The sequence below is a fragment of the Nostoc sp. ChiSLP03a genome (genome assembly GCF_034531215.2).
Taxonomy (GTDB): domain Bacteria; phylum Cyanobacteriota; class Cyanobacteriia; order Cyanobacteriales; family Nostocaceae; genus Nostoc.
On sequence record NZ_JAVRBQ020000091.1, the window covers coordinates 1 to 19,340 of the forward strand.

Annotated in this window: 14 protein-coding genes; 6 read left to right on the top strand and 8 right to left on the bottom strand. The window is 41.9% G+C overall.

Annotated elements, in window-relative coordinates; translation table 11 throughout:
- Nucleotides 1-245: 245 nt before the first annotated feature.
- The 3 genes from hetR to RMY32_RS14760 all read right to left on the bottom strand — a co-directional run bounded on the left by hetR (nucleotide 246) and on the right by RMY32_RS14760 (nucleotide 7,545).
- A complete protein-coding gene (hetR, locus tag RMY32_RS14750) occupies nucleotides 246-1,145 on the bottom strand; it encodes a heterocyst differentiation master regulator HetR (RefSeq protein WP_322693770.1) in 900 nt (299 codons plus the stop codon).
- 2,022 nt (nucleotides 1,146-3,167) lie between these two features.
- Nucleotides 3,168-5,408, bottom strand: a complete 2,241-nt coding sequence (locus tag RMY32_RS14755; protein WP_322709855.1) for an EamA family transporter — start codon at nucleotides 5,406-5,408, stop codon at nucleotides 3,168-3,170.
- Nucleotides 5,409-6,285: 877 nt separating this feature from the next.
- Entirely contained in the window at nucleotides 6,286-7,545 is a 1,260-nt protein-coding gene (locus RMY32_RS14760) for an inorganic phosphate transporter (RefSeq protein WP_322709857.1), read from the bottom strand.
- 36 nt (nucleotides 7,546-7,581) lie between these two features.
- On the opposite strand from RMY32_RS14760, the gene RMY32_RS14765 reads away from it, so the two are divergent.
- Nucleotides 7,582-8,064, top strand: a complete 483-nt coding sequence (locus tag RMY32_RS14765; protein ID WP_322709859.1) for a hypothetical protein — start codon at nucleotides 7,582-7,584, stop codon at nucleotides 8,062-8,064.
- Nucleotides 8,065-8,250: 186 nt separating this feature from the next.
- On the opposite strand, the gene RMY32_RS14770 is transcribed toward RMY32_RS14765, so the two are convergent.
- From RMY32_RS14770 to RMY32_RS14780, 3 genes are read right to left on the bottom strand one after another with little or no spacing between them, the layout of a single operon-like run.
- The gene (locus RMY32_RS14770; RefSeq protein WP_322709889.1) at nucleotides 8,251-9,309 is read right to left on the bottom strand and encodes a zinc-dependent dehydrogenase; all 1,059 of its coding nucleotides are present in this window, start codon (nucleotides 9,307-9,309) and stop codon (nucleotides 8,251-8,253) included.
- 58 nt (nucleotides 9,310-9,367) lie between these two features.
- A complete protein-coding gene (locus RMY32_RS14775; RefSeq protein ID WP_322709860.1) occupies nucleotides 9,368-10,198 on the bottom strand; it encodes a PIN domain-containing protein in 831 nt (276 codons plus the stop codon).
- A 19-nt stretch (nucleotides 10,199-10,217) separates the two neighbouring features.
- Nucleotides 10,218-10,658, bottom strand: a complete 441-nt coding sequence (locus tag RMY32_RS14780; protein ID WP_322709861.1) for a helix-turn-helix domain-containing protein — start codon at nucleotides 10,656-10,658, stop codon at nucleotides 10,218-10,220.
- A gap of 785 nt (nucleotides 10,659-11,443) precedes the next feature.
- On the opposite strand from RMY32_RS14780, the gene RMY32_RS14785 reads away from it, so the two are divergent.
- From RMY32_RS14785 to patX, 4 genes are all read left to right on the top strand, one after another.
- Nucleotides 11,444-12,175, top strand: coding sequence for an alpha/beta hydrolase (locus RMY32_RS14785; RefSeq protein ID WP_322709863.1), 732 nt, complete (start codon nucleotides 11,444-11,446; stop codon nucleotides 12,173-12,175).
- A gap of 93 nt (nucleotides 12,176-12,268) precedes the next feature.
- On the top strand, nucleotides 12,269-12,847 hold the full coding sequence (locus RMY32_RS14790) for a hemerythrin HHE cation-binding protein (protein WP_322709864.1): 579 nt from the start codon (nucleotides 12,269-12,271) through the stop codon (nucleotides 12,845-12,847).
- A 174-nt stretch (nucleotides 12,848-13,021) separates the two neighbouring features.
- Entirely contained in the window at nucleotides 13,022-14,767 is a 1,746-nt protein-coding gene (locus tag RMY32_RS14795) for an FAD-dependent oxidoreductase (protein ID WP_322709866.1), read from the top strand.
- Between the two features lie 107 nt (nucleotides 14,768-14,874).
- A complete protein-coding gene (patX, locus tag RMY32_RS14800) occupies nucleotides 14,875-15,102 on the top strand; it encodes a heterocyst-inhibiting protein PatX (protein WP_322709868.1) in 228 nt (75 codons plus the stop codon).
- Nucleotides 15,103-16,087: 985 nt separating this feature from the next.
- On the opposite strand, the gene RMY32_RS14805 is transcribed toward patX, so the two are convergent.
- Nucleotides 16,088-16,987, bottom strand: a complete 900-nt coding sequence (locus RMY32_RS14805) for a ferritin-like domain-containing protein (protein WP_322709869.1) — start codon at nucleotides 16,985-16,987, stop codon at nucleotides 16,088-16,090.
- Between the two features lie 397 nt (nucleotides 16,988-17,384).
- Here RMY32_RS14805 and RMY32_RS14810 point away from each other — a divergent pair, with 397 nt between their 5' ends.
- Entirely contained in the window at nucleotides 17,385-17,585 is a 201-nt protein-coding gene (locus tag RMY32_RS14810; protein WP_322677020.1) for a hypothetical protein, read from the top strand.
- Between the two features lie 114 nt (nucleotides 17,586-17,699).
- On the opposite strand, the gene glnA is transcribed toward RMY32_RS14810, so the two are convergent.
- Entirely contained in the window at nucleotides 17,700-19,124 is a 1,425-nt protein-coding gene (glnA, locus tag RMY32_RS14815) for a type I glutamate--ammonia ligase (RefSeq protein WP_322677021.1), read from the bottom strand.
- Nucleotides 19,125-19,340 lie beyond the last annotated feature (216 nt).

Here is a 19,340-nt window from a genome sequence, read left to right on the forward strand (position 1 = left end):
CATCAAGCAAGATTGCTTGGATCACTTTTTGCCGGAGGTCATAACTATAAGGTTTGGGCATCAGTTTCCCAGAGGTTCTACTGGAGCTTTCATCAAGGTCTACTTCCAGTTTATGGCTTAACCGCCTTGGCGGTTGCTATAATTCTCCTCTCCAACGCAAAGAGGAGTTGGAGAGAGATTAGTTGAACTCACGTCAGTTTTTCAGCTTTGGGAATTTAGGATTTTGCACAGTACAGTTAGTTGTACTAGTCTTCTCTTTCACCAAAAGCTGTCTGTAAAACCACTGCAATACCACCGTCTTGATGATATTTGTCTGCCCAGGCACGGATAACTTCATCCAATTCTTCCATAGCCTGCTCCATTTTTTCTGGGAGGATGTCAAGTTCTTCCAGCAAGCGCATGGCATTTCGTCGCCGTTCTGCCCAATTTTTCATCATGCGGAAATACCTAGCAGTATCTTCCACGGTGATATGTGTACGTTCTTCATCGTCTGTTGGGGTATAAGAAAGACGGGTAAGCGCGTAAAAGGGCATTCCCCAAGGAGAATCAATTCGTGTTACCGTTCCTGAGTAAAGCAGACGGCGCTTAATATGCTCACCCAAAGCTTCACTCAAAGGCATTTGGTGTTCTGGTGGCAAGTCTTCTTGCGATCGCTTGTGTAAAAACTCGATCAAATCCAGAAACTCAAAGGAGCTAACTAACTGAGCATCAGGTAAATTACTAGGCAGTTTCTGCTCAATTTGTCTTTTTTCTTCACTTGTCAGATTAGTACCAGGAACCCGCGATCGCCCTGGTTGCCAAGGATATTTTTCTAGCCAGACATAAGGCAATTGAATTAAATAGCGAGGTTCTTGAGAACCCAGCATTTTTAACAGTTTGCCTTCTGTTAGTGCCTGCCTGACTTCTTCTACAATAATTTTTACTCGTTTTGGCTCCAAGTGATGCAAATGCCCTGTCATGCGCAGGTTTTGTCCCTGCTCTAGATAGGTCATGTAAATTGCACACTTTGCTGCTGTTGCGGCTGCGTCTAAAAATGCCCCATGCCTGTGCCCACTCGTCCGCATGGCACTAAAAGCCAGATAAAGCATGATCTGATCCATCGCACTGGGGTCAAGACGTTTGATCAGATCTATGTCGTTACTCATATTACAGACAATTGAATAGCACGTTTACACAATTTTAATCGAGTGAAAATAGGTAGTATACACCTGGCTGAAAGCTGTCTTTACTTCAAACTATATTAGTATGCGATAACGATGATATCGGTGGTAGCGCAAACTACCATTTTCGCATATCTCCTGGTTAAAAAGCAGAGTTGGTAGTTCTCACTATAACTGTCTGAAGCATTTAACCGGGAAATTAGAGACACCACCAAATCTAGCTTAACGGTGGTTTATGTCCCAACAATCAACTATGTTGCAATTAATCTCCAAAGTCTTTCAGTTTTCTGGTTTTTTTCATCTTTCAAGAGCAACAACGTCAAGCTGCTTACACCTAATGATGGCGCTATGCCGACTTAGAATAAAAACTAGTTTGCGTAGTTAATCTGGCATATCTGTTACTAGAAAAAGATGCTTTTTTGCAACTTTGGCGAATTATTTGTAGTACCCAGTTGACTAGAAATAATTGGGAATTGTCTCAAAACAAATCGCTTACCAGATGTAGCCACATTTAGAGGTTGAGCTATACAGCCCGTTGTAAACTATCATTTTGTTCACAACCTCCAGTGATGTCTCGGCAATATCAGCCATTGGCTTGAGGAAAGATAGTAGACATCAAGTAGAGCAAATAATTCCAATTTCAAATACCTGTTGTTTTTCAAATATTGTTCCTCATCATACCACTATTTTTTGGTTTGGAAATAAAATTGTGCATTTTAAAGTTTATAAATTATGACTATTTAAATATTTTATATTATGCTTAAATCAAGGTTTGATGATATTTTATATCTATCCTAAATGTCACTTTTATTTATTATTTTATATATGATTATTGGACACAAAAAGCCGCGATTACTTCCGACTAAATCGCGTAGATATAAGGCTTTGCTGCTCGTGCTAATAACCGAAAGATTAGTTAATAGCTATACATATAATAAAACATCTTGGCTTCCATCCGATGATTGTTTAGAGCTTTTTTTGCCATAAATTTATATTTATTTCATGAAAGAATTTTAATTTTTGATGATTTAACTAATTTATTGGCTACTTTCAAGTATGTTTTACCTCGCTATTTTATATATTTCAGAGACTTAAATTACGTAGATAGTTTGTTGCTATCAAAGAGTGAGAATCCGTAGTAGGCTACGAAAAAAGCTTCTTTTTCTGGATGTCTTGGCGATCGCAGATTAAGTTTACTTGTATAAAATGACATAAATAAAGATACTATCTTACGAAACACAATTAGTAAGTGGGTGTGAATAATTAAAGATTTGTAGTAACTTAGTGCAGTCTAGGGGACTTCCTCATTAAGGACGAATAAAACGGAACAATAAGGATTTTGCTCTCACTACAAGGCAATTTCATGTAATTTACATTGCTTAATATAAATTAGTCTATTCTTGCCCACTTACTTTGCCTTCCATACTGAAAAAACAGGTAGGCCGACCGCATAATATCAACTAAGTACGTTTAGCTTGAAAAAACGAGTTCCTCTAAGCATTTCTGCGACTTCTCCATCTCTTAGTTCCAAAATATGCTGCAATAGTCTTAACTCCTTGCGAATATTCTCTCTGAGCAAGTACTTATGCTCGTACTACTCATATTGCTTACATATACGTGTTTTCCCTACCTGTATCAGGCTAAATTCCTAAAAATATATTACAAGTCGATTTATTCTGAATACTGCTTACCGATCTATTAAGTGTTATAGCAAGAGGCAGCTTTGCTGGAGGCGGTGTTTCGACTACACTCAACAACCATGCTGGAGGTAAAAACCTTGCTATTCTTGAGATTTACGCTTGTCATTATGTCCTAATCTACCTGGCAACTGCTATATCTGCACCTATACAGCATTCTGAAATTATTCGTAAAAACTTAAATCCCCAACTTCTTTGAGAAGTCGAGGATCTTGAAGTTACAAGTGAGTGCATTAGCGTCAAGATTGATGCTGAGAGTGATGGGGAGTAAAGTAGCTCCTATCACTCTTAAGCTGATTGAACTCGCCATTTAATTCGTGGGACTAGAGGGTTTAACCTGATTTCGCATTGTTTCAAAGCTGAAAGCAGCCGCACCAAAGGTTACAAATAACACTCCCAGAATTTGCACAATATCCAAATTTTCTTGAATGATTAACCCAGCGAAAATCACGGTTAAAACTGGGATGCTACCACCAATGAGCGCCGATCGCGAGGCACCTAGTTTACTAATACCAACATTATTGAGCAAATAACCTGCAAGGGTCAGCACGCCTAAAATAAACGCGCTTAAAACCAATTCCAGCATTTTCGAGGGGTCAACTACTACCAAGTTCCAACTGCTGGGCAAAGGTAGCATCAAACAGATAAAGCTCAACAACAACATGGTAGTGAAGTTAATTAAAGTAAAAGTCACCGGATGGAGTTTGCTAGCACAGACTCGCGTCAGAATTATGTAGGCAGCAAAAGCCACACCCGAAAGAATGGCGGTGCTGCTTCCGATTGAAGTATTACTGATACCGATGCTGGGAGAACCTCCTAAAACCAACAATTCACCGCAGCAAATCGCGGCGATCGCGGCGATGCGGAATAGAGTGGGGCGATCGCGAAACAGAAACCACGAAAATAGACCGCTAACCATTGGATAGATAAAGAACAGTGCGATCGCCATTCCAGTTGTGATTTGAGCGATCGCAATATAAATTAATACCTGAGATAAAAACAAAAAGCAGCCACTCACAATTGACAACACCAAAATCTGCTTGGTAGCGGCATTGGCAGGTGTGGAATTTCCTCGGACTGAAGTAGACAAGTTTTCCAAGTCTTGCCACAGTCTTGGATGCAATATCGGAGACAAAAGTACCATTAGTGGTACGACTACCATAAACCGTAGCGTCAAAATTAACAGAGTATTGCCCAAAGTCGGCGGTAGCAATTGCTCTACCTCTAATACTCCAAAAATCTGGGAACCTTCGTGGAAAATCACCTTGATGGCTACGTTGTAAAGCGACGATACCACTGCCGATAAGACGATCAAAAACAAACCGATTCTGAGTGTTGATAACTCAGAGGAATTAGGCGATCGCGATTGTGGGGGTTTTGCTTTTGCCTGTGGTTCTGGCGCAGTACTCGATGAGGATTTATCTGTGCTTTGCGATACGTTTTTACGGCGGACAGAAAGTGGTTCAGTAGGAATCTTGAGAGAAGGTCGGATTGTTCTCGGCTGTAGCACAGATGCGATCAAAGACTCTGATTTCGTTTCGTTTTCCGGCGATTCCTGATTGAGAACAGAAATTGGCTCGGTGGCATTATCCTTTGGTGGCGGAACTACAGCCGCAGTAGATTCTGATGGCGTTTCTCTTTCCGACAAATCCTTGCTTGGATTCGCGACGTTTTCTTTAATAATCGGCGGCTGTAATGTTGTTTCTTTTGGCGACAAATCCTTGCTGGGAGAAGAAATTGGATTCGCGACCTTTTCTCTAACAGTGGGTGGTTCTAATGTTGTTTCCCTTGGTGAAAATTGATTGGAGATCGGGGAAATTGGCTCAAGGGAATTTCTTACTACTTCCTCAAACTCAGGCAAGGATGTTTCAACAGAACTGTTTTTTTCTGGCTCCGTAAACTGCAAAACAGTAGGTATACCTGCTGTTGCTGATTTGCGTGAAGTTTCTTCTATAGTTTTTTCTAGTTCTCCATGCAGGCGGTTAACAAACTCCGCCAAAATCGTTTCCCCTTGCTGCTGCTGGCTATACATCCGTGACAACTGTTGGGAAAGATTACTTTGATAGTTCTTCAGCTCCTGTTGTAAGGAATTAAAGGTAACAGTAACGGTGTCATCGAGACTGTCAAACATGTGTTCGACTTTTTCATTGATTTCACCGACTACATTGCTGCTCACTTCAGCAGACTTCAACGCCGCTTGTTCGTAAGATTTGCCCTCTATGCTTTGATTAGCTAAAGTTGCCAGAGAGGATTGCAGTTGTGAAGATATATGCTTTGCCAGAACTTCTGCCAGTTGCCGAATTAATACTTGCTGCTCGGTGATTTGGCGCACTTGTTGTAAATGCTCTTTTTCCTCTACCAAGCTTTGAATCTCATCAGATAACCGATTTTTTTCTGACTGAAGCCGCTTTACGTCTTCCTGCAAGCCTCTGAGGACATTCTGCTGAAGATTTTCTAAGTCTTCAACTAAAGCCCAAAGAGCATTTTCTGCTGCTCTAGATAGCTCCCCTCTGACTCTTGGGTTTTCTGGTTGCTTCTCGAATCGCCCCATTAGCTTCTAACCTCTAACACTTTGACGATAAAGCTGCTTCCGGTACACTTTATTGGCGGTCATCCTAATTTCCTGTATTTTGTCAGATAAATTAAAAATTTTAACAGCACTTCCGCATTTCAACGTAATTCTGTCATACTAGACACAAGTTAGCAAAGCATCTAAGTTTGCCACACAGCTGACTACACCGTGTTTTCTTCAGCATTGATAAGTATTTAACCATTAGATTTGGAATTTTGGTGAGGTAGCACCCGTTTTGGTGAGTCCCATAGTTAGCGACGCTAGAGCGTCTAAGGGATTGCCCAAACCGAAAAGATTTTCTATCTAGATCGCCACGCAATACTTTTCGGATAAACCCAACAATCTCTTTTTTGGTCTGGCGGAAAGGTTAATGGGTAAGGGATAAAGGTAAATTCAAACCTTTTCCCTTTCCCCTTTCCCCCAAAACCCGAAAAGTATTGGATCGCCACGCCTGGAAGTCCGTTTAATTTTCATAAATTATTTGCCAATGAAATTTTACTTTTAAAGAAATCTCACTCCAAATAAATATTTATTGTTTTGCTGCCAACAATAATTGTCAAAGATTCACAGATGCGTGTGCGTAGGCGGCTTGTCGCTAGATATCCCCACCAAATTGTCTGACTTGCGAAACTAACTGTAAATTTGTGTGGAATGTAACTGGTGTGACAGTTTATATCTCTAAACGGGGATTAAAGTATCCTTCTGTGGAAATTCTAAGTTACGTTATCCCCTGTACAACATTCTAATGAATGAGCAGCAATTCTGCAAAAGCACGCTTTTTTTGGCGTTGTTGCAGTCTGGGTTTTGTTTTGAGTAAATTTCAATAGAGGAAAAGTTTGGAAAATATTAATAATCCTTAGAAGAATAAAATCTGGGCGATGCTGAAAATGGCAGCGCTAAGGGCAGCACTCACGGGAATGGTAATTAGCCATGCGGCGGCAATGCCTTTTAGTGTTTGAAACTTAATCGACTTGAGATTTTGCACTAGTCCAATACCAACTACACCACCGACAAGAGCGTGGGAAGTGGAGACTGGTAAACCTAGCCGGGAAGCAATAAGTATGGTGGTAGCAGTTGCCAGTTCGGCACAAAATCCACTACTGGGTTGCAAGGCAATGATGTTTTCGCCAATGGTAGCAATAACTTTTTTTCCCCAGACAGCTAAACCACCAACAATACCAGCACCACCAAGGATTAAAATCCAAAGCGGGATAGTTATACCATCAGTAGGTACGCTACCAGTGCGATTGATGTAAACGATCGCAGCTAAAGGAGCGATCGCATTTCCTACATCATTAGAACCGTGAGCAAAGGCGACAAAGCAAGCACTTAGTAGTTGAAATCGACCGAATAATCTTTCCACGGGATTAGGAAGTATTTCTCCCTTGTCTCCCAAATCTCCCAATTGTCGCCAACTAATGATTGTGAGTCCAACGGCTGCGATTGCACCTGTTAAAAGCGGGATGTCGTAAGCAGGGATTGTAAAACCAACTTGCTCAATTACAAAATTGGTTAGCGGTTCTGTGAGTGATGGTAAGACAATCACGCCGAATACACCTAGCAGCAGAGTACTCAACCAGGGAATCCACTCTTGTAACTGGACTACTTGATTGGGTCGATCTAAAATCCAGTGCTTGATTTGACTGTAAAATAAAGCGGCGATCACACCACTAATTAATGGCGTTAAAACCCAGCCAATGGTAATCAAGCCAATTGATGACCAATCAATTGCATTTACTCCTAAAGCTACCCAACTAAATCCAGCGATCGCACCAACAACCGCATGAGAAGATGACACTGGTAAACCGCGTGATGTGGCAATTTGCAACCACACACCACAGGATATTAGTACCGTTACCATCCCTGTAACTAATATTTGGGGTGTAGCTGCGAATAAAGCGGGATTAGCAATTTTCGTTGCGAGAGTTTCCGTTACTTCATGTCCAAATAACACAGCACCCGTAAACTCTAATACTCCAGCAATAATTAGTGCTTGCTTGAGAGTGACAGCTTTGGAACCTACAGAGGTTCCCATCGCATTAGCAACATCGTTTGCTCCAAGATTCCAGGCGACGTAGAAAGCTAGTAGAGCGACGAAAAGTAGGGTAATAAGCATTTTGTTAGGGACAAGAGGAAAGTGAGAGAGATGAGGATGAAACTTGAGCTTTTAAGGGTGAACTTTGAACCTTTGAGCTTCATCGTCGAACCTTTTAGCTCCATCGTCGAACCTTTGAGCCTCATCGTTGAACCTTTGAGCCTCATCGTCGAACCTTTTAGCTCCATCGTCGAACCTTTTAGCTCCATCGTCGAACCTTTTAGCTCCATCGTCGAACCTTTGAGCCTCATCGTTGAACCTTTGAGCTTCATTGTCGAACCTTTGAGCTTTAAAATTCTAGTTTTAACAAATTCTGTGGGTTTAAGTCCCCCGCTTCTATCAAGCGGCAAGTTTTGCGGTGGGGTTAAAATCCCCATTGCAAAACTTACAGCAGAATTCAGAATTCAGAATTCAGGAGTCAGAAGTAAAACAGGCTTATACTTGGCTTTGAGACGCGAGCTTGTGTACCTCACTAACTTGAAATCTGCTGTAACCCTCTTCTGTCAGTCTCCGAAAACTTTTGCCATTTCTGAATTCTAAAGCTTTTGTATAGCAAGCGATCGCTAGATTATTTCCTAATAACAAATACAAGACCAATTTTTTTCTCATAGTATAGCTTGTATTGGTTGCCTCATGAGGCTTCTAGCGATCGCCCTCGCGGAAAGTGACAGAAGAGGGGTAATTACGAATTACGAATTACGAATTATTTAACACTCTCCTATCTCCCTAATCTTCCTTTGACGGATAAATTAAGATTTTATAAGTATCCGGTGTGGGTGCGATCGCAACTTCCACGGCTGCTGATAAATCTTTTAATGGATAGCGATCGCTAATCAACGCTTTTACATCAATTCGCTGATTAAACACAATATCGGCTGATAAATTCTGAAGCCGATAAGATGAACTGTAACTACCAATCAAGTCAATTTCCCGACGGTAGAGGATATTTGGGTTAATGGGAATTTCCACCTCATCAGGAAATTCAGCGAAAAACAAGATTTTACCGCCTTTGCGGGTACTATCAAGTGCTTGAAAGAAAGCTTTCTCACTCGGAACAGCCAGCAGGGTGACATCAACACCTAGTCCACCAGTTAAAGCATGAGTTTTGGCAGATAAATCGGGATCGCGAGCATCAAAAGCCGCTTCTGCGCCGACACTCAAGGCTTTATCAATTCTAGAGGGTAGTAAATCAGTAGCGATCGCTTTTGCTCCGAAATACTTCACCAACATAATGAACATTAACCCAATTGGCCCAGCACCAGTAACTAACACAGTTTGTCCTGGAGCAATTTGAGCTTTTCTCACTGCCTTCAAACAGCAGTTAGTTGGTTCTACAAAACTCGCTTCTTCAAAACTGATGTTATCCGGGATGGAAATTAACCCACCGTTTTCCACAATATGTCCAGGAACCTTGACATAATCGGCAAAACCGCCGCCACTGGCGTTAAAGCCTGCGGTAGTGGAAATGTTCTTGTAAACTTCGCACATTGAGAAATTATCATTTAGGCAATAGGCGCAACGCATACAAGGGATGTGGTGCATCACTGCTACACGTTGTCCAACTTGCCAACCTTTGACATTATTGCCTAGTGCTGCGATCGTGCCGGCAGTTTCATGTCCAAAAATGCGCGGCGGTTCATAAAGTGGATAACGAATTTTTTTAATATCTGACTGACACAACCCTACAACCCGCACCTGTACCAGCACTTCATCTGGTTCTAAGGTTGGAACTGGGATATCTTCGTAAGACAGTTGATTAACGCCTCTAAATACCTGTGCTTTCACGTTGGTTTTTTCCCGCTCAACGATACTAGATGTAACATTAGCAGTCAACGTTAGGCTATCAAATTTGAGATTTCTGTGTTTTAGCTTGTTCTAGTTCTTGTTCTAAGCTTTGTTCAAAGATTTGGAATGCTTTAATATCCTCTGATGAGAGGTTTCCTTGAATTTTACCATTCTCAAGCCGCAGAATCTCCCCTCGGTTGTCCTTGGCAGTAATTGTTAAAACTCTCCAATTCTGCCAGAGTCGATAGCGCTCTCCCTCAAAATATAGGCCCCCTTTTAGTGCCTCCTTGCCTAATTTATCCAAAGCTTTTTTAGCAGTTTGGAAAACACTCTGGCTATATTCATGCCATAAAACCTTGCTGACGAATATTGGTGCTTCCTTGTTGAGCAGATCAAGTAGCTCGACAAAAGTCAGAGGTGGTTTTTTTAAATCTTGAGACCATCGCTGTATTACTTGAAGTATAGAATCTGGGTCAAGATCGTAAAGGTGAGTAAGAAAGGTATCTGGGTGCTTGGCTTTTATATTCCAAGACCTCAGATCCTTTTCTTTAAAATGTTTGAGATTTGAAGTAACAATTATATTAGCCTTAGCTGTTACAGCAGCAGCCAGAACATGGCGATCACCAGGGTGATTTGTCATGACCTCAGCTAACCCATCTGGTACTTCAATCATTGCTTCTGGAAAGGCTGCTTTAATTGTCGTCTCAAGCTTCATTGCTCTCTCAACTGACATCTTCTGTGTAATTACAAGGTTGCGAGTTGCACCATCAAGAATTTCTTGTGACCAATAAGGAAAATAACAACCAGCCCTAGCACAACGAAGTAGAATGTCACGCAGGTACATGGGGAACATAACACAAGAGTCTAAGAGAACAAGCTGTTCAGCCATTTTGTTGGTTGAATTACTCCTATTCGTAGAATCCTGCTTCTTGGCTCATCTGAGTTAGCTCAGTTAAGAGTTGATCGCGTTTCACATCCCGTTGCTGTTTGTAATTCATTAAATCATCAAAACGAACCCGTCGGTGTGAACCCACCTTAATGTGAGGAATTTCACCTTGTTCTAATAACTTGATCAGGTATGGGCGTGATACATTAAGAAACTCAGCGGCTTGTTGTGTTGTCAATTCCTGTTGTTGAGGAATTATAGATATAGCCTTACCTGATGCCATTGCGTGGACAACTTGAAGTAGCACTTGATAAATCGGTTCAGGAATGGTAATTTTTTCTCCGTTAGCTCCTACCAGTTTTGGCTGGGAACCTTTAACGCTCAGTATGCGCTCCAGTTCGATAGATTGAGCTTCTAGCTGTGGAGATATTACAGACTCTGAAAGCACGCTATGCCTGGACATCGTGATTACTTGCTCCTGTGTTGTGGGACGTTACGCCGTCACTCTATTCACTATCTTATAATACACACTACACAAACGAAATATCCGAAAAATAAAATAAATTATTTTGTTATCAAGATGCAGAAATTCTTACTTCCTTGCTCCTACAAGATTACCTGTGTCTCTTTGTTTTCTTTCTCGGCATACTTTGTCTTGGAAAGTTCTGTTCAGATAGCGCAGTGTTAACGAGTCTTCTCCTGTCGGAGACGCTACGCGAACGAGCATCAGAAGCCTTTGTTACAGTTCAGATCCCTTGGAAGCTTTTGGTCTAACGCTAGTCGTCTGGGACGGTAAAGCCGTCTTCTGCTGCAAACACGCTGCACCAACAGCGCTGTCTCGACTTTGCGCTGCGTCTGTGCAGATTTTTTATTCGGTAAACCAGAAACAGTGGCACTCGTATAACTGGTCTTTTTCTACCAAATCTTCTTAAAATTAGCCTTTGCGACTATGGAGCAGTGGCTCTCCTTCCCAAAAAGGGGACGCCGATAGGCGGGGAAATTTTGTGTTTCACAGAGAAACAGTATTGACACACTAACAATAATTATTTGCAATAATTTTGCTAATGCTGTAAGCTTTTCTAAAATATATTGAATATATTTCTCAATAACTTTTCACAAGAGGTTTGACATACTGATAAGTCTGACTGGAAAAATCAGCTGGAATCAGATATCGCAACTTGTAATTATTAGTTACAAAAATTCTTAATTAGTGAATTGAGAGTTTATTCTATTTACAGGAAAATCAGGATGTCTAAACTGCCGGATGTTCTTTGGTTAAATACAAGCCCTAGTTTGCAATACTTTGCTCAACCACTACTTCGTTACCTGTCCGATCTAGTGACAATCCAAGAGTGGAAATATCGCCAAAGCCTAGATGAAGTAAGTTCACTAGATGCTGCTGTTATTCTGCTTCATGACTACCTCAAATCTTGCAATCGACCTGTTCACCTAATTGGTCATAGTACAGGAGGATTACTAGGGCTACTCTATAGCCGTCGCTATCCAGAAACAGTTAAGTCTTTGACGCTATTAGCCGTGGGTGTTGATGCGGCGGTTGATTGGCAAGCTCATTACTATATTCACCGTCAGTTTTTAAATCGCCAAAAGCTTCTGGCTGATATGGTTTATAACTTATTTGGCTATCAGGATGAACGCACTCTCAAGAGTTTGACACATCTGCTGGAGCAAGACCTACATTGTTCGCTCTCTCCTCATTCTCTGTTTGAGAGGATGAGTATAAAAGCAAACAAAGTTCCAGTACCTTTGATGGTTTGTAGTAGCTTAAATGACATTATTGTGGAACCAGAGGCACTGCAAGGATGGCGATCGCATTTGAAGGAGGGCGATCGCCTCTGGTCGTGTTTAGAAGGAGGGCATTTCTTTCACTTTTCCCAGTATCAGCTTGTAGGAGAACAGCTACTCGACTTTTGGAAGTTTATACGTGTGTCAGATTCGCTGTATTCCTGTTTGCGATTCTAGCAACAAATGAGAATATATCTCAAGAAGGATTTGTTGAGCAAAACAATTGTGAGAAGTTAATCGTGTCCTAAATTATTTGAGGCAAGTCTAGAAATGGTTGTGGCTTTAGATGATACCAAGCGTAGCGCGATCGCTACAGAGCTAGCAGATTTGAAAGCTATACAAGAGTTGCTAATTGCTAATGAACGAAAACTACTACCAGCTGTAAGCAACGATCGAGAAATTAGCCAGCGCCTAAACGACTTTCTCAAAGATGACCAAGAAAACCTCACAGCGATCGAGGGAGTTATTTCAAAATTTGGTGGTGGTTCAGCCCAGCCTAGAGACACCATAGGACAGTACGTTGAGCAAGTAAACCGGATAATAGATGGAGATGAGCTGACACTGTACCAAAAGGTTTCTATTCACGAAAGGATTAAGCACCAAGCCGTAATGACTGGTTTAATTATCCATAAGGCTTCTCAGGTAGTAGGTGATGACGTGAAAGAAGCTATTGGGCCGCTCAATCAAGTGAACTTTGAAAATCGCGCTCATCAAGAACAGTTGAAAGGTGTGTTAGAAGTTTTGGGTACAAGAGAACTTACAGGTCAAGACCCAGATCAAGGAGTTTGGGCGCGCACTCAAGATGCTGTTGCAGCTTTGAGGGGTGTGTTTGAGGGTTTGACAAAGTAAATCTAACTCAACACTGCCTTGACTTCTAGTTAGGTAAGCACTAATTGATAAATAATCCTAATAATCTCTTTTGATTTCAGGAATCCGATCGCGATTGCACTCAGTTTGAAATAAAAACTGGAATGCGATCGCTTTTTTTAGGAGAATATGTCGGAACTCCTGTGAGATTAAAAGATGGTTAATCAGACATATACAGCTGATGTCTTAGTTGTCGGTGGCGGAACCGGTGGCACTGCGGCTGCTATCCAAGCGGCACGACGGGGAGCCAAAACCATTTTGGTAAGTGAATTTCCTTGGTTGGGAGGAATGCTAACTTCGGCTGGAGTGTCTGTACCCGATGGCAATGAATTAGAATCTTTTCAAACGGGGTTATGGGGTGCGTTTTTGCAGGAATTGCGACAACGACAGCCTGGAGGATTAGATAACAGTTGGGTAAGCTTTTTCAGTTACGATCCCCGAATTGGAGCAGAGATTTTTGCAGATTGGGTACAGGAATTGCCCAATTTGCACTGGATTTCTGGACAAGTGCCTTTAGAGGTATTCCGACAAGGTGATTTGATTACTGGTGTCCGCTTTGCTGATTTTGCTATCACAGCCAAGATTATTCTTGATGGCACGGAATTAGGAGATTTATTAGCTTTAGCTGACATACCTTACCATTGGGGTTGGGAATTGCAATCTGAGTGGGGAGAACCCAGCGCTCCAGTCACTTTTAACTCTTTAACTCAGAAATATCCTGTGCAAGCGCCCACTTATGTAGTGATTATGCAGGATTTTGGTGAAGTTATTGCACCAGAGATTCCATCTGCGCCTAACTATAATCCATCACAGTTTACAGATGCTTGGGATGGCTATGGAGCAGAGACATTTTTAAATTATGGACGTTTGCCCGGTGGCTTGTTTATGATGAATTGGCCAATCTGTGGCAATGACTACGGCGAAGAGGTAGGGCGATTGATAGAGTCAGATGTATCCAGAGGTGAATTCATCCAAGAATCTCGCTGGCACAGCCAAAATTTTGCTCATTTCATCCAAAAACAGCTTGGTCGTCGCTATGGTTTAGCAGAAAAAGTATTTCCTCACACTTCTACAGCTTTTGCATTGCATCCCTATTACCGGGAAAGCCGCCGCTTGGTGGGGCTAACTACTGTCCGAGAACAGGATATTTTGCCGATCGCAAAAGGTAGAGTTGCATCTATATTTAATGATGCAATCGCAGTTGGTAACTACGCCAATGACCATCATTATCCTGGTGTTCAATTCCCACTGCAACCTAAATCCATCCGCTGGGGAGGGCGTTGGACTGGAACTCCTTTTACAATTCCCTACAGTTGTCTAATTCCAGCCGCAACAGATGGTTTCTTGGTGTGTGAAAAGAATATTTCTGTATCCCATATTGCCAATGGCGCTACCAGATTACAACCTGTGGTTATGGGCATTGGTCAAGCAGCAGGGATGGCGGCGGCGATATGTGTTGAATTAAACTGCCAGCCGAGGGATTTACCTATTAGAAAGCTGCAAACGACTTTATTAGAAGATAATCGCTCAAAAGCGCTAATTATTCCTTTGTTTAATCTTCCCCCCAATCGTTCGGATTGGCGGCACTGGCAACTGTATTACTTAGATAACCCACAAGCCTATCCAGTTAGTGGCGATTGCCCTGAATCTGCTTTTGGCAAGCCATTAATTCCGGAAAGTAACTGTTTCAAAGGGATTTTTTACCGCTTGGAACAGCAGGAATACAAATTCACTGTCACAGCACCAGCCGCATATCAAGGGCAAAATTGGCAGCTTGTGACTTTGCGATCGCATATCGACGAGCAATTATGCGCTTATCCCCACGAACAATTAGTTACATTGTGGGGTCGTTACAATCACTCTGGTAATTGGTTATTAGTCGAACATTTAAACGGAGGATAAGAAGAGTTTATTTTCAGTAAAACAGAATACTTTTTGATGAATTGTCCGGATATTAATCAAAAAGCTAAGTATCAGTGAAGTGGAGAGTTCCAAAATAGACATTTGCTATGCGTGCTGCCATTTCACTTTTAGTCTCGAGTCTGGTGTTCGGCCCCTTAGCTTTTAACTGCCAAGCAATGGTCAATCACTTATCAACAGGGCTGTCTTCCCCGCCTACTTCGTCACAGTGGCTCTCGGCGGCATCTGAACAAGCTTCAGATGATGCGCCACGTCATCGCGGTAGTGGGCGCAGAGAAGTGACACAAAAAGTCCGAACTATCTATGCTGTGGTTTAACTACTGTAAGGTAATGCCTCTTTTCCCAAAAGAACAAAATTACCAGAAAACAGGATGTTGTGCTAACGTCTTTTACACAGCTTTTCTGGCAAAGATATATACAGTTGACACACGAAAGTCTTCAGTGATCGCTTAGTATTTCAACTGCAAACTTTGTATATATATAGTTGGTCTCAATCCTGCCGATCGAAAAGCAAATCAAATTAAGTGCTTTGATTGATAGCATTACCAACTCCTCAAAAGCTCTACGACTGTTGCTTATATTCGGTAGAAAGCTTTGCATCTCAATCTTCAACGGCTCTAGAACATAGATGTTACTTAGGCTATGAGTTAATCTAAAGTACATCTAATTCAAACATTTTACTTGTTGAAGAAACAGCCTTAGGGCAACTTCACTTTATTCCCCAATAAATTTTCTTCTCATACATCCAGTAGCCGATTATCTAGATCAGAAAGTGACCGCTCTCCGCTCTGACATCTGTTTAGCGTCTTTTGCCGAAGCATAAAATCCCTTTCGTTTCATTTCTTGCTTATTTAAGTAGGGATTCGCATAAGTAGTATAAGTTTATTGCACTTGCTAACAAATTTACTATTCTTGACCTACTTTTACCCCTTGGTTCCTTCTCCTCGTAGATAGCTCCCGACGAAATAAGTGTTAAGAAGGATTTGCCAGATCGTCTTAGTCTTTTTAATTATTTTACACCCAAGGCCAGATGCAAAGTTTTGCATTTGGTTTTTTTAGATGAATTTTTTATAAAGAAACGTGAGTTCGACAAGTCTTATTTGACCTTTCCCCCAACCTCTCTCCGACACGGAGAGGAAAGCAAAAAGCTGAATTTGTAGTTGCTCCTCCCTTTGGGTTTCGGGGAGGGAGGCTGGGAGGGAGAGATTCATCGAACTCACGTTAAATAAAAAGGAGTGGGAGAGATGAGGGAGAAAAACTATTAATTATTTCAATGCCCCATACCCAATCCCCCATGCCCTTTTACACCGTTGTTTTCTTGCGGCTACCTTCTGTACCTTGGATGCCGTTGAGGAACATTGGCACAAACTTCTCGATGAATGTCTGTGGATCTCGCTGCCAAGCCTTTTGTGCAGCTTGAATCCTAGTAAATTGCAACTCCGGCGCTAGCAAAGTCTGGGGTAAGCGCTCCATCAGGTATTGAGGACGTTGCCAAAGCGGCATAGTATTTGCGACTTCCACCAGGTTGGCAACTCGCCGTAGTTCTGCACCCAAGGTGATATCCATTCCTGATTCAAATGCAGCTTGTTCAATTGCAGTATATTTTCGCTTGGCTTGCTCTACTTTTTGCTGATGTTCTGGACTCTTACGCGCAAGTTCTCCTAGCCAACGATTACCCCAGCGGACGTGTCCTGCTTCCTCTGGGAGAATTTTTTCAATCGTTTCCCGAATTTTGATGTTTTCTTCTGTCTGCGGTGCTTGTTTAAGCGCGTGGATGTGGGCAGAGAAATACTCACAACCCCGTTTTTCGGTGACGTTGATTGCGGCCAAGGCAGCAATCATGCCGTCCTCTAGGTTGTGTTTTGGATCGTAGATGTCTTTGTCGAGCAGCCGATCAAATTCATCAATATAGGAAGTTCCGGGGGGAGTTCCTATATCGCTTCCCAAATCAATCAACAAGTCAGTTAGCCACATGGCATGACGAGCTTCATCTGAGATGTGATGAGACAAATCCCGCACTAGTTGGCGTGGCTGTCCATTCAGTTGTTCAATTACCTCTGTGAGGTCTTTGCAACTGCGTTGTTCGCTGTAACGGTAGCGGTTGAGGGTAATGAGATGGATTTCGCGATCGCATACCACTCGTTTCAATATATCTCTGGCACTCAAAACATTTTGAAATTTGCGTGGGTAGGTAACTGTCATAACTTATGTAAAGTTTTGTAAATCTTTATTTAATGCTAACTTAATTTTTTTCAACTGTTGTATCTATGCCGCTTCACCTAAGAAAACAGTAAAAGTTACAAAAATTAGTCACTTTTGAACTTAAATGTCAGACCTTTTAAATGTAAATAAAAGTAACGAATAAGTGTTCTGTCTTGAGAGAGGTGTGTTTTTTCAGGTGAGACAACCTGAAGCCAGATGATTTTACCCCTCAAAGGTGGCTTAGGGGTATTTTTCCAGCTTTGGGAAAAAATATCTGAAATTGTCAGCAAAGGCAAATATAAATTTTTAAAACAGTAGCTTATGTTACAGAATTTTTGCTATAGTAGTTTCAGGAAAACAAAAATTATATATTCACAAAATAAAGAGGGCTATGGTTATGTCTATCGCAGATAAATCTCGGGCGTTAATGGCGCGTGAACATCAGCAAGTTAAGAATCGCCAACAATCAATGCTGATGCGGGCTGCACAAGAACTTGGTCTTCCTGAAGAAGCATCTCACTACTGGAACCCAATTCAAGGGAAGGTAGATGCTAACACTCGGATGATTTATGGGCCGAGTCATGCTTCCATGAGCTAAGTTTTAAGGTTGATTTTTTGAGTGAATATCTCAGCCGACAACTCTAAAAAAAGCCACCCTTTATCTAGGGTGGCAAAACTTACTTATTACTTTTTAGTTAGATACGACTCTTAATTAAGCATCGTAATAGAGGTAAAACTCGTAAGGATGAGGACGCAGCTGCAATTGTTTAACTTCGTTACCTAGTTTGTAGTCAATCCAATTTTCGATAAAGTCTTCCGTGAAGACGCCTGATTCGGTCAAAAAGGCGTGATCTTTTTCCAGTGCTTGCAGAGCCAGTTCTAAAGAACCTGGAGTTGAAGGAACCTTTGCCAGTTCTTCTGGAGAGAGTTCATAGATATTCTTATCTAAGGGTTCACCAGGATGGATTTTGTTCTTGATGCCATCGAGACCAGCACAAAGCATTGCAGCAAATGCTAAATAGGGGTTTGAAGTAGCATCTGGACAACGGAATTCCAAACGTTTGGCTTTGGGGTTAGTACCAGATAGAGGAATACGGATAGAAGCAGAACGGTTCCCTTGGGAGTAAGCCAAGTTAACAGGAGCTTCATAACCAGGTACTAGGCGCTTGTACGAGTTGGTGCTAGGGTTGGTGATTGCCAACAGCGCTGGTGCGTGTTTGAGAAGACCACCAATGTAGTACAAGCCCATATCGCTCAAACCAGCATACTTATCACCTGCAAATAGAGGCTGGCCGTCTTTCCAAATGGACTGGTGACAGTGCATTCCCGAACCGTTATCGCCAAAAATTGGTTTGGGCATGAAAGTAACAGTTTTGCCGTATTTTTTGGCAACGTTCTTGATGACATATTTGTAAATCATCAACCAGTCAGCCGCTTCGATCAACTTACCAAAACGAAAACCTAGTTCGCACTGACCACCAGTAGCAACTTCGTGGTGATGTTTTTCAATAGGTACACCTAATTGTGCCATCGTCAACAGCATCTCTGTACGGATATCTTGGAAAGAATCCGTCGGTGAAACTGGGAAGTAACCTTCTTTGAAGCGAGGTTTGTAGCCCAAGTTGGGTTTGTTATCTGTACCAGCTTTACCGGAATTCCAAGCACCTTCTTCGGAGTCTAAGAAGTAGTAGCCTTCGTTGGCGGTTTGGGCAAACCTAGCATTGTCAAAGATAAAGAACTCAGCTTCAGGGCCAAAGAAGGCTGTATCACCAAGACCAGTAGAAACCAGGTAATCTATAGCTTTTTGGGCAATAACGCGTGGGCAACGGTTGTACCATTCACCCGTGCGGGGTTCTTTGATACTACAAATTATACTTAGTGTTGGTACTTCCATGAATGGGTCGATCCAAGCAGTGTTGGGGTCGAGTACCATCGTCATGTCCGATTCGTTGATCGCTTTCCAACCCCGGATGCTGGAACCGTCAAACGGTACGCCATCAGTGAATGCAGTCTCATCGATTTGGTTCTGGTACAGTGTGAGGTGCTGCCAAGTCCCTACTGTATCGATGAATTTGAGATCGATCAGCTGAATTTTTTGGTCTTGGATCAATTTCAAGACTTCTTGTGGTGTTGTCATTGTTACTCCTTCTCTACCAATTTCCTAAAGTAAACCAGAATATTACATTGCATCCTAACCCTGCCGATCTCAATCAGGCCGTGACACACCAGAAATATCTTAAATACTAGACATTAGCTGATTTTGTAGCTTGCACTACAGATATCTGGATTATCAGGTTATATTAACCTTTCGGCGATCATCTGTACAAAACTGGAAAGTTCATCATATAGGGGT

Coding starts and splice junctions, on each gene's coding strand:
- hetR (WP_322693770.1), bottom strand. CDS start 1,145: ATGAGTAACGACATAGATCTGATCAAACGTCTTGACCCCAGTGCGATG.
- RMY32_RS14755 (WP_322709855.1), bottom strand. CDS start 5,408: ATGGGGCGATTCGAGAAGCAACCAGAAAACCCAAGAGTCAGAGGGGAG.
- RMY32_RS14760 (WP_322709857.1), bottom strand. CDS start 7,545: ATGCTTATTACCCTACTTTTCGTCGCTCTACTAGCTTTCTACGTCGCC.
- RMY32_RS14765 (WP_322709859.1), top strand. CDS start 7,582: ATGAAACTTGAGCTTTTAAGGGTGAACTTTGAACCTTTGAGCTTCATC.
- RMY32_RS14775 (WP_322709860.1), bottom strand. CDS start 10,198: ATGGCTGAACAGCTTGTTCTCTTAGACTCTTGTGTTATGTTCCCCATG.
- RMY32_RS14780 (WP_322709861.1), bottom strand. CDS start 10,658: ATGTCCAGGCATAGCGTGCTTTCAGAGTCTGTAATATCTCCACAGCTA.
- RMY32_RS14785 (WP_322709863.1), top strand. CDS start 11,444: ATGTCTAAACTGCCGGATGTTCTTTGGTTAAATACAAGCCCTAGTTTG.
- RMY32_RS14790 (WP_322709864.1), top strand. CDS start 12,269: ATGGTTGTGGCTTTAGATGATACCAAGCGTAGCGCGATCGCTACAGAG.
- RMY32_RS14795 (WP_322709866.1), top strand. CDS start 13,022: ATGGTTAATCAGACATATACAGCTGATGTCTTAGTTGTCGGTGGCGGA.
- patX (WP_322709868.1), top strand. CDS start 14,875: ATGCGTGCTGCCATTTCACTTTTAGTCTCGAGTCTGGTGTTCGGCCCC.
- RMY32_RS14805 (WP_322709869.1), bottom strand. CDS start 16,987: ATGACAGTTACCTACCCACGCAAATTTCAAAATGTTTTGAGTGCCAGA.
- RMY32_RS14810 (WP_322677020.1), top strand. CDS start 17,385: ATGTCTATCGCAGATAAATCTCGGGCGTTAATGGCGCGTGAACATCAG.
- glnA (WP_322677021.1), bottom strand. CDS start 19,124: ATGACAACACCACAAGAAGTCTTGAAATTGATCCAAGACCAAAAAATT.